Annotated in this window: 8 protein-coding genes and 2 pseudogenes; 4 read left to right on the forward strand and 6 right to left on the reverse strand. The window is 59.7% G+C overall.

Features of this window, described 5'->3' with window-relative positions:
• Positions 1 to 92 (forward strand): annotated as a pseudogene (locus ACQKP4_RS27235) (molecular chaperone DjlA); the annotation flags it as partial.
• Position 93: 1 nt separating this feature from the next.
• Here the strand turns inward: ACQKP4_RS27235 and ACQKP4_RS27240 are convergent.
• From ACQKP4_RS27240 to ACQKP4_RS27250, 3 genes and pseudogenes are all read right to left on the reverse strand, one after another.
• Positions 94 to 240: pseudogene (locus ACQKP4_RS27240) on the reverse strand (IMP dehydrogenase); the annotation flags it as partial.
• A 150-nt stretch (positions 241 to 390) separates the two neighbouring features.
• Positions 391 to 939, reverse strand: coding sequence for a sugar ABC transporter ATPase (locus tag ACQKP4_RS27245; protein ID WP_427637093.1), 549 nt, complete (start codon positions 937 to 939; stop codon positions 391 to 393).
• 159 nt (positions 940 to 1,098) lie between these two features.
• A complete protein-coding gene (locus ACQKP4_RS27250) occupies positions 1,099 to 1,866 on the reverse strand; it encodes a sulfite exporter TauE/SafE family protein (RefSeq protein ID WP_427637095.1) in 768 nt (255 codons plus the stop codon).
• A 203-nt stretch (positions 1,867 to 2,069) separates the two neighbouring features.
• On the opposite strand from ACQKP4_RS27250, the gene xseA reads away from it, so the two are divergent.
• From xseA to leuA, 3 genes are all read left to right on the forward strand, one after another.
• The gene (gene xseA / locus ACQKP4_RS27255; protein ID WP_427637104.1) at positions 2,070 to 3,449 is read left to right on the forward strand and encodes an exodeoxyribonuclease VII large subunit; all 1,380 of its coding nucleotides are present in this window, start codon (positions 2,070 to 2,072) and stop codon (positions 3,447 to 3,449) included.
• Between the two features lie 3 nt (positions 3,450 to 3,452).
• Positions 3,453 to 4,274, forward strand: a complete 822-nt coding sequence (locus ACQKP4_RS27260) for a peptidoglycan DD-metalloendopeptidase family protein (RefSeq protein WP_427637096.1) — start codon at positions 3,453 to 3,455, stop codon at positions 4,272 to 4,274.
• A gap of 479 nt (positions 4,275 to 4,753) precedes the next feature.
• The gene (gene leuA / locus ACQKP4_RS27265) at positions 4,754 to 6,436 is read left to right on the forward strand and encodes a 2-isopropylmalate synthase (protein WP_427637097.1); all 1,683 of its coding nucleotides are present in this window, start codon (positions 4,754 to 4,756) and stop codon (positions 6,434 to 6,436) included.
• A 190-nt stretch (positions 6,437 to 6,626) separates the two neighbouring features.
• On the opposite strand, the gene ACQKP4_RS27270 is transcribed toward leuA, so the two are convergent.
• The 3 genes from ACQKP4_RS27270 to der all read right to left on the reverse strand — a co-directional run bounded on the left by ACQKP4_RS27270 (position 6,627) and on the right by der (position 10,618).
• A complete protein-coding gene (locus ACQKP4_RS27270; protein ID WP_427637099.1) occupies positions 6,627 to 7,418 on the reverse strand; it encodes an amidohydrolase in 792 nt (263 codons plus the stop codon).
• Positions 7,406 to 8,554: a pyridoxal phosphate-dependent aminotransferase gene (locus ACQKP4_RS27275; protein ID WP_427637100.1), complete on the reverse strand. Its 1,149-nt coding sequence runs from the start codon at positions 8,552 to 8,554 to the stop codon at positions 7,406 to 7,408. The genes ACQKP4_RS27270 and ACQKP4_RS27275 overlap by 13 nt, the downstream gene beginning before the upstream one ends.
• A 594-nt stretch (positions 8,555 to 9,148) precedes the next feature.
• On the reverse strand, positions 9,149 to 10,618 hold the full coding sequence (der, locus tag ACQKP4_RS27280) for a ribosome biogenesis GTPase Der (protein ID WP_427637102.1): 1,470 nt from the start codon (positions 10,616 to 10,618) through the stop codon (positions 9,149 to 9,151).
• Positions 10,619 to 10,715 lie beyond the last annotated feature (97 nt).

Consider the following 10,715-nt stretch of genomic DNA (forward strand, 5'->3'; position numbering starts at 1 on the left):
GTAACGATGAACTGCTTTTTGTGTTACTGGGCCGATTGGCTAAATGCGACGGGCGAGTGGTGGAGGGGCATATCCAGCAGGCGCGCCAGGAGCCATGGCAGCGGAAACCAGGGGAATATTCAGCTCGATGCCACGGGTTAGGCGGGTCTTGAGACTGACTTCGTTAGGAAGCACCTCGGAATAACCGGGCACTAGGAGAATGTCGTCGAATGTCAGAGCTTCTTGGCTGATACGCAGCATCGCGGGGGCTCCCGAGCGGGAAAATGGAAGCGCGCCATTATAGTCAGACACCCCCTCGGGTTCAATGTAAAACTCTGTCTATTATCGACACGGTCGATCGACGGGTATTTAGCGCCAGTTCTCAGAAGCAAGGCTTGCCGGCGCTGGCGCCTAGAGCTCCACCTTCACCCAGCTCACCGGTTGATCCAGCCAATCCGCGAATTCATCGATAAAGCCCTGCTTGAACCCGGCCTCGGCCCAGTTGTTGAAGATGAACCCCAGGTTGGAAAACCCGCATGGCTGCAGAAACAGAAAGCCGTTGATGTCGTCTTCATGCCCGCATTCCGGGCAGGTGAAGTTATCGGTACGCCCGGGCATCCAGTCCTCCAGGCTTTCAAACAATGCTTCGCCCACTTCCTTGCGGCACTCGGCGCAGCCGGCCTCTTCAAGGAAACCTTTGGCCGGCGTGTAGATGCAGCGCTTGGTGATAATTTCCAGGCCATTGACCGGCTCGCCAAATGGCAGCGCTTCCGGATGCAAGACCACGGCGCGGGCACCGTCGGCGAGTGCGTGGCCCATGCGACTGCCGGTGCGGCCGCAAGTGGTCAGCTCTTCCTTGATGATGTTCTTGCGCACCAGCCAACGCACGACCGCCCTTGCCCGGGGTTCGTGCACCGGCAGCGTGGAGATTTTCGGGACGATGATGCTTTGCGAATTCATGGGTGCAGCCTGCTGCTTTAAAGGAATGTTTCTGCGGTGTGCCGCTCTACGCGTTCGCGAGCAAGCCCGCTCCCACACTTGACCGCGTTTGAATGTGGAAGCGGGCTTGCTCGCGAAGGCGTCTGAGCGAGCGGCAGCTTAATAGCTGCCGAAATCAGGTCAAGTACTCAAATAGCGCCCGATCAGCGCCAGCCCGCTGGCCAGCACCAGCCACGTCACCAGCCGCACGAACGCTTCCCGTGACAATTTCAGGGTCAACCGCCGACCGATCCACAGCCCCAACGCCATGGCTGGCAACAAACACAGCGCCAGCACCAACAAGGGTAGCTCGGCATACACCCCCGCGACAGCAAACAGGCTCAAGCGCACCACCGTGCTGCAACTGATCAGCGCACTTTGGGTCGCCCGTGCCGCCTCTTTCGGCAGTCGACTGTTCAAATAGATGGCATATAAGAAGCCGCCACTGCCAAACAGCGCACCGAACAACCCGCCCACCGTGCCCATCGGCACTGCCCAGACGGCAGACAATTGCGTCGGCCGGGTTTTGACCCACAAGCTGTAAATCGCATAGGCGCTGATAAACAGCCCCATCAACAGCAACAGCAGGTCGGATTTCAGATTCAGCAGAAAGATCACGCCCAACGTGCACCCCACCGCCATGCACGGCAGCAGCCGCAATAACTCAGGTTTCGCGACATCCCGCCGCGACGGCAGCAGATTGCCGAACGCGGCGACGAAATCCAGTAGCACCAGCAGCGGCACGATCTTCGACAGCGGCATGAACAAAATCAGCACCGGCCCCGCGACCAGCGCCGTGCCGAAACCGGCAATACCGAAAACGATGTAGGCCAGGGCGATGGCCAGACCGATGATCAGCCAGTCCGTTGCGCCGAATGGCCACTGGTTTAACAACTCAAGCACACTCATTCCCCTGTCATCCATGAATCCCGGAGCAGACTTTACCCTTTGTGGGAGCGGGCTTGCTCGCGAAAGCGCAGGCACATCCACCATCAATGGGTTAGTCAGCATGCATTCGCGAGCAAGCCCGTTCCCCACATGAATCTGTTCTCACCACGGGATTTGCGTTGATGCGTGGAGATTGATCGACGAATGCCTTTATCATGCGCCCCATGATTAAAGATCCCTTTGCAAGACTCGGCCTGGACCGTGAAGTCCTGACCGTCAGCCAGCTCAACGGCCGCGCGCGGGTGTTGCTCGAAGACGTGTTCAGCAATATCTGGGTCGAAGGCGAAATCTCCAACCTCGCCCGCCCGGCGTCCGGCCACGTGTATTTCACCCTCAAGGACAGCGGCGCCCAGGTGCGTTGCGCGTTGTTCCGGCAGAACGCCGCGCGGGTTCGCCAGGCGTTGAAGGATGGCTTGGCGGTCAAGGTGCGCGGCAAGGTTTCGCTGTTCGAGGGCCGTGGCGATTATCAATTGATTCTCGACACCGTCGAACCGGCAGGGGACGGCGCACTGCGGCTAGCCTTCGACGCGCTGAAGGAAAAGCTCAGCGCCGAAGGTCTGTTCAGTGCCGAGCGCAAAGTGCCGCTGCCGGCGCATCCGCAGCGTATCGGCATCATCAGTTCGCCAACCGGCGCGGTGATTCGCGACATCATCAGCGTGTTCCGTCGCCGTGCGCCGCAGGTCCAACTGACGTTGATCCCCACTGCCGTACAAGGTCGCGAAGCCACGGCGCAGATTGTCCGCGCACTGAAACTGGCGGACGCCCGTGGCTTCGACGCGCTGATCCTGGCCCGTGGCGGCGGTTCGCTGGAAGACCTCTGGTGTTTCAACGAAGAAGCCGTGGCCCGTGCGGTCGATGCTTGCCTGACGCCGATTGTCAGCGCGGTCGGCCATGAAACCGACGTTTCCATCAGTGATTTCGTCGCTGACGTCCGTGCACCGACGCCCTCGGCCGCCGCCGAACTGCTCGCGCCGGACTCCAGCGACCTGGTCCGCCGGGTCGAAAGCCTGCACCGTCGACTGGTGATGCGCATCCGCGACCGCTTGATGCGTGACCGGCTGCGCCTTGAAGGCATGTCTCGCCGCCTGCGCCATCCCGGCGAGAGTCTGCGCCAACAAGCGCAACGCCTGGACGATCTGGACATGCGTATGCGCCGCGCCTTCGAACGCAGCCTCAACACGCGCCGCGAACGACTGATTCGTCTGGAAACCCGCCTCGCCGGGCAACATCCGGGCCGTCAACTGGCGATGCTGCGCCAGCGCCTCGACAGTTTTGCCGAACGCCTGCCCCGCGCCATGCGTGAAAGCCTCAAATCCCGGCGCCTGCAATTGCAGAGTCAGGTGCAGACCCTGCAAGTGGTCAGCCCGCTGGCCACCCTCGCCCGTGGCTACAGCATTCTGCTGGACGAACGTGGCCACGCGATTCGCAGCGCCGGGCAGACTCACACCGGGCAGCGCCTCAAAGCCAAACTGGGCGACGGCGAGCTGCAAGTACGAGTCGAAGACAATCACCTGACGCCTGTCACCCTTTCTTTACTGGATTGATCCATGCCGCGTTTTTTAGCTCCGCTGCTGTTGTTGTGCCTGACCTTCAATGCCCATGCCGACAGCTACATCACTCGGCTGCTGAACAAACCGGTGCCGGGCGGTGTTGCAGTTGTTGATCTGGGCACGGCGGCCCAGGCACCGAAAGCCAGCTATCAAGGCAGGCCGGTGCTGGTGGTCAAGGAGCAGAATAATTGGCTGGCGATTGTCGGCGTGCCGCTGACGGTCAAACCGGGCACACAGCAGCTCAGCAGTGGCGGGCGCAATCTGAGCTTCAACGTGGGCAACAAGAAATACCCGGAACAGCACATCACGCTGAAGAACACCCAGCAGGTCAATCCGAACCCGGCGAACCTGAAGCGGATCGAGGGCGAGTTGGCCGAGCAGATTCAGGCTTATCGCAGTTTTAGTCCGAACACCCCTAGCAACCTGCTGCTGGACAAGCCAGTCAACGGACCGCTGTCGAGCAAGTTTGGCGTGCGTCGGTTCTTTAACGGTGAAGAGCGCAATCCGCATTCGGGCCTGGACTTCGCGGTGCCGGCCGGCACACCGATCAAGACCCCGGCGGCGGGCAAGGTGATTCTGATCGGCAACTACTTCTTCAATGGCAACACGGTGTTCGTCGACCATGGGCAGGGCTTTATCAGCATGTTTTGCCACATGTCGAAGATCGATGTGAAGGTCGGGCAGCAACTGGCGCGCGGCGCTGTGGTCGGGAAAGTCGGCGCCACGGGACGCGCGACCGGGCCGCACATGCACTGGAATGTCAGCCTGAATGATGCGCGGGTGGATCCGGCGATTTTTATCGGGGCGTTTCAGCCTTAATTAGTCGTTGAGGTTTATGGCCTCTTCGCGAGCAAGCCCGCTCCCACAGTGGATTTTCGGTGTACGCACACTCTGTGTTCACATCGGCCGAACATGTGGGATGGGCTTGCTCGCGAAGGCGGCATTACGGCGCCGCAGAACTGCATTAATTCAAGACTCCCAATTGCGCATCCCTCAAACCTCGCGCAAACATCGAAACGATCAACGTAACAATCCGCAATAAAATCGCGACAAAATTTGATTTTCGAGTATTCCTCTCAATTTTTTTCGACTGCTTGCCATCCTCCACCCTCGCGGTTAGGGTTGAGGGCATGAAAACCTCTCACACCCTCATTCAGCTTCGCCAGCACCGCAGCCTGTGCCTCGTCAGCGCACGACTGCCAGGCTGAATCGCGGTGCCTCGCCCTACGCTTCTCCCCCAAAACAATTGATCGACTGGCAGGCCGCCTTTTTTCGGCCCACACAATAAGGATTTCCCGATGAGCATGCTCAAAGACCCGTCTTCGAAATACCGCGCGTTTCCGACCATCGACATCCCGGACCGCACCTGGCCGTCGAAAACCATCACCGCCGCGCCGATCTGGTGCAGTTCCGACCTGCGCGACGGCAACCAGTCGCTGATCGAACCGATGGACGCCGTGAAGAAACTGCGCTTCTGGAAAACCTTGGTGCAAGTGGGCGTGAAAGAGATCGAGGCATCGTTCCCGGCCGCTTCGCAAACCGACTTCGACTTCGTGCGCACCCTGATCGAAGGCAACCACATCCCGGACGACACCACCATTCAGGTGCTGACCCAGGGCCGTGAAGACCTGATCGAGCGCACCTTCGAATCCTTGCGCGGCGCCAAGAAAGCCATCGTCCATCTGTACAACGCGACCTCCCCTTCCTTCCGCCGCATTGTCTTCAATCAGGACAAGGACGGGGTCAAGGCCATTGCGGTGAACGCGGCCAAGCTGTTCGTCAAATACGCCGCCCAGCAACCGGACACCCAGTGGACCTTCGAGTACTCGCCGGAAACCTTCAGCGCGACCGAACTCGAGTTCGCCAAGGAAGTCTGCGACGCGGTCATCGAGGTCTGGAACCCGACACCTGAGCACAAGGTGATCCTCAACCTGCCCGCCACCGTCGAATGCGCAACCCCGAACATCTATGCCGATCAGATCGAGTGGTTCGGCCGGCACATCAACCGCCGTGACAGCGTGATCATCAGCCTGCACACCCACAACGACCGTGGCACCGGCGTCGCCGCCACCGAACTGGGTTTGATGGCCGGCGCGGACCGTGTCGAAGGCTGCCTGTTCGGCAACGGCGAGCGTACCGGCAACGTTGACCTGGTGACCGTGGCGTTGAACCTGTACACCCAGGGCATTCACCCTGAGCTGGACTTCTCCGACATCGACGGCGTGCGCAAAGTCGTCGAGGAGTGCAACCAGATCCAGGTGCACCCACGCCACCCGTACGTTGGCGACCTGGTTCACACCGCGTTCTCCGGCTCCCACCAGGACGCCATCCGCAAAGGCTTCGCCCAGCAAAAACCGGATGCACTGTGGGAAGTGCCGTACTTGCCAATCGACCCGGCCGACATCGGTCGCAGCTACGAGGCGGTGATTCGCGTCAACAGCCAGTCGGGCAAGGGTGGTATCGCCTACCTGCTGGAACAGGAATACGGCATCAGCTTGCCGCGCCGCATGCAGATCGAATTCAGCCAGGTCGTGCAGCGTGAAACCGACCGCCTGGGCCTTGAGATGACCGCTCAGCAGATCCATGCACTGCTGCACAGCGAATACTTGCAGGCCAACACGCCTTACGCGCTGGTCAGCCATCGCTTGCAGGAAGAAAACGGCAACAGTTCGGTCGAAGTCGAAGTGTCCGGCAAGGGTCAGGGCGAAACCAACCTGCACTGGCGCGGCAAGGGCAACGGTGCTCTGGAAGCCCTGGTGGCCGGCCTGCCGGTTCCGGTGGAAATCATGGACTACAACGAACACGCCATCGGCGCGGGCACCCATGCCAAGGCAGCGGCCTACATTGAGCTGCGGGTTGAGGGGCAACGTGCGGTACACGGCGTCGGCATTGATGAAAACATCACCACTGCCAGCTTCAAGGCCCTGTTCAGCGCGCTGAACCGCTCCCTGAGCCAGCCGGAAGCCAAAGAAGCGGCGTAAACGTTCGCGGCCATGCAAAAGGCCCCAGGGTGAGAACCTTGGGGCCTTTTTGTTTGCCTGTGGTTTTTGCAGGGGCTGTCAGGCCCCCTTCGCGAGCAAGCCCGCTCCCACAGTGGATTGTTTGCGTTCACCCCGATCAATTGTGGGAGCGGGCTTGCTCGCGAAGAGGCCGGACCTGCCCGCCAGGATCTCAGGTGAACTCGAATGTGTCGGCATCCAGATTCGCCGGAAACCGCGTGCGATAAGCCGCCAGTTCAGCTGCATTCAACACCACCTGAAACACGCCATCGGCTTCGCCAGCGCTGAGCAGCGTCTCGCCCTGGAAGTCCAGCACCTGACTGTCACCGGTGTAGGCAAACCCCTTGCCGTCGGTGCCGACACGGTTCACCGCCGCCACATAGCAAAGGTTTTCAATGGCCCGCGCCGGCAGCAGACGGTTCCAGTGCTGACGCCGCGCTCCCGGCCAGTTGGCGGTGTACAACAGCAAGTCGGTGTCATGAGCATCGCGGCTCCACACCGGAAAACGCAGGTCGTAGCAAATCAGCGGTCGCACGCGCCAGCCCTTGAGTTCGAACTGCACCTGCCGCTCGCCGGGCGTGTAGTGATTGTGCTCGCCGGCCATGCGAAACAGGTGGCGTTTGTCGTAATGCCAGACTTCACCGTCCGGGCGCGCCCACAGCAGACGATTGCGATGGCTGCCATCGGCGGCCTGGACAATGACGCTACCGGTGATCACCGCATCGAGCTTTGCCGCCTGAATCCGAAGCCATTGACTGGTCGGACCGTTTTCCGCTTCGGCCAGGGTCTGCGATTCCATGGAGAAACCGGTGGTGAACATTTCCGGCAGGATAATCAGGTCCGCGCCGCGCGCCTGCTCCAGCAGGTGTTCGAAATGCTCCAGGTTAGCCTGACGGTCATGCCAGGCCAGGGTGGTCTGGATCAGTGCGAGGTTCAGATTGGGCAGAGCACTCAGATCACGCATAGTTTTGCCGCCGCTTCACGCAACGTCTCCTCGCGTTTGGCGAAGCACAAGCGCACCAGGCGCTGGCCTTCGGGTGGCGTCTGGTAGAACACCGAGATCGGAATACTGGCCACGCCATGTTCACGGGTCATCCACAAGGCCATGTCGACATCGTTGAGGTCCGGGCGGATTTGCGAGTAGTCGACCAACTGGAAGTACGTGCCGGCCACTCGCGTAAAACTGAAGCGTGACGGTGCCAGCAGGTTGCAGAACAGATCACGCTTGGTCTGGTAGAAACCCGGCAGTTCCTCGACGTGTTCCGGGTGCTCCGCCATAAAGTCGGCCAAGGCAAATTGCAGCGGCGTCACGCCGCAGAAACTGACGTATTGGTGAACCTTGCGCAGCTCGGCCGTGAGCGCCGGCGGAGCGACCACGTAGCCGGTTTTCCAACCGGTGACGTGGTAAGTCTTGCCAAAGGAACTGACCACAAACGCGCGTTGATACAACTCTTCGTGATTCAGCACGCTGACATGCGGCACACCGTCGAACACCAGGTGTTCATACACTTCGTCGCTGACGAGGTAAATGTCGCGATCTCGAATCAAATCTGCCAGTTGATCCAGTTCGGCACGACTGATCAGTGCCCCACTGGGGTTGTGTGGCGAGTTGAGAACGATCATCCGCGTGCGCGGCGTAATGGCTTGCGCCAGTTTCTGGAAATCGATGGCGAAATCATTCAGGCCCAGCTGCACATGCACGCAACGACCACCGGCCAGTTCTGTCGCCGGCTCATAACTGTCGTAGCACGGATCGAACACGATCACTTCGTCGCCGTTGTGGATAACGGCCTGAATCGCGCAGAAGATCGCTTGAGTAGCGCCCGGAGTGATGGTCACTTCGCTATCGGCATCGACGTTGACACCGTAGCTGCGAGCGATTTTCGCCGACACTTGCTGGCGCAGCGCCGGCAAACCGGTCATTGGCGAATATTGATTGTGGCCATTGGCAATGTGCCGACCGACCGCATCGCACAGCGCCTGCGGGGCATCGAAATCGGGGAAACCCTGGGACAGGTTGATCGCCCCGGTTTGCGCCGCGAGCTGAGACATCTGAGTGAAGATAGTGATGCCGACATTCGGCAGCTTACTGGTGATCATCGGTGATTCCCTGCTCTACACCCGGCTCTAACGGCGGCGCGGGAGAGCCCGAGGATAGCCCAAACGACGCCCATAAAAAAAGGGCGCCCATTGGCGCCCTTCTTCTAAAACATTTACCGCGCAAACCTGTGGCGACCACTATTTTTGACAAGCCACTGTTTGTGGGAAACCACTGTTGTAGCAAACCACTGTTTGTGGCAAACCACTATTTTGGCAAACCACTGTGGTAGCAAACCTCTGTTTTTGGGAAACCACTGTTTGTGGCAAACCACTATTTTTGACAAACCACTGTGGTGAGGGGGCTTGCCCCCGTTGGGTGGCGAAGCCGCCCCAAAACCAGCCACTGCGGCCTGTCAGATAAAACTCAGTGCAGGTTTTACGACTGCTTCGCAGTCGAACGGGGGCAAGCCCCCTCGCCACAACAAGCCTCTTCCCACAACAAGCCTCTTGCCGCAGCAAGCCTCTTCCCACAGCAGGCCCCTTGCTACAACAAGCCTCATGGCTACAACAGGCCTCTCACCACAACAAGCCCCTTGCCACACCAGGCCTCCTAGGCACAGCAAGCCCCGCACACCAAGGGTGCAGGGGCATCAATCAGCGCTTGTCGCGGCGCTTCTTGTCGGCCTTTTTGTGGTGCGACATCATGCGACGCTTCTTGTTGACCTGACGGTCGGTGAGCGAGTTCTTGTTGCCTTCGTACGGGTTCTCGCCACCCTTGAACTCGATACGGATCGGCGTACCGACCAGTTTGAGCACACGACGGTAAGTGTTTTCCAGGTAACGGACGTACGACTTCGGCACTTTCTCGATCTGGTTACCGTGGATCACGATAATCGGCGGGTTAGCACCACCCAAGTGGGCATAACGCAGCTTGATCCGGCGGTTGTTGACCATCGGTGGCGCGTGCTCACCGACCGCATCTTCCAGAATCTGGGTCAGGCGGTTGGTCGGCCAGCGGGTGACCGCTGACTTGAACGAGTTCTGTACGGAAGCGTAGAGGTTACCCACGCCAGTGCCGTGCAGCGCCGAGATGAAGTGAATGTCGGCGAAGTCGACGAAGAACAACCGACGTTGCAGCTCGACCTTGACGAAGTCGCGCTCGCTCGGCGTCATGCCGTCCCACTTGTTGATCGCGATCACCAGCGCACGGCCTGCTTCAAGGGCAAAGCCCAGCAGGTTGAGGTCGTGGTCTACCACGCCTTCGCGGGCATCCATCACGAAGATCACCACGTTGGCGTCTTTGATCGCTTGCAGGGTTTTGACCACGGAGAATTTTTCGACTTCTTCGTGGATCTTGCCGCGCTTGCGCACACCCGCGGTGTCGATCAGCGTGTACTTCTCGTCGTTACGTTCGAACGGGATGTAGATACTGTCGCGGGTGGTGCCGGGTTCGTCATAAACGATAACCCGGTCTTCACCCAGCATGCGGTTGACCAAGGTCGATTTGCCGACGTTGGGACGACCGATGATCGCGATCTTGATCCCGTCTTTTTCGCTTGGGCCAGGAATGCGCTTGGCTTCCTCACCTTCGGCAACGATCTCTTCATCGCCGTCTTCTGGCTCTTCTTCGTCTTTCGGGAAGGTGCTCAGGGCAATTTCAAGCATCTGGGTGATGCCGCGACCATGCGCACCGGCGATAGGGATCGCGTGGCCCATGCCCAACGGGGCGAACTCGGCGCGGGCCATTTCAGGGTCGATGTTGTCGACCTTGTTGGCAACCACGTAGGAACGCTTGTTACGTTTGCGCAAATGCTCGGCGATCATCTGGTCGGCGGCGGTAAAACCGGCCTTGGCATCTACCAGGAACAGAACGACATCGGCTTCTTCAATGGCCAGCAGCGATTGCTCGGCCATTTTTTCGTCCATACCGTGCTCGTCACCGGAGATACCGCCGGTGTCGACCAGAATGTAGGAACGCCCTTGCCACTTGGCCTCACCGTATTGGCGATCACGGGTCAGACCGGACAAGTCGCCGACGATGGCGTCGCGAGTCCTGGTCAGGCGGTTGAACAAGGTGGACTTGCCGACGTTCGGTCGGCCCACCAGGGCGATTACGGGAACCATGCGGCCGTCTCGTTGAATATCTGCATCATCATCGGCAAATCAGCGTCGCATGAGTCACGAATACCCCGTGGCAAGGTTGATGGCATGCGCCCGGTAA

Source organism: Pseudomonas sp. NPDC086278 (assembly GCF_050280905.1).
Taxonomy (GTDB): Bacteria; Pseudomonadota; Gammaproteobacteria; order Pseudomonadales; family Pseudomonadaceae; genus Aquipseudomonas.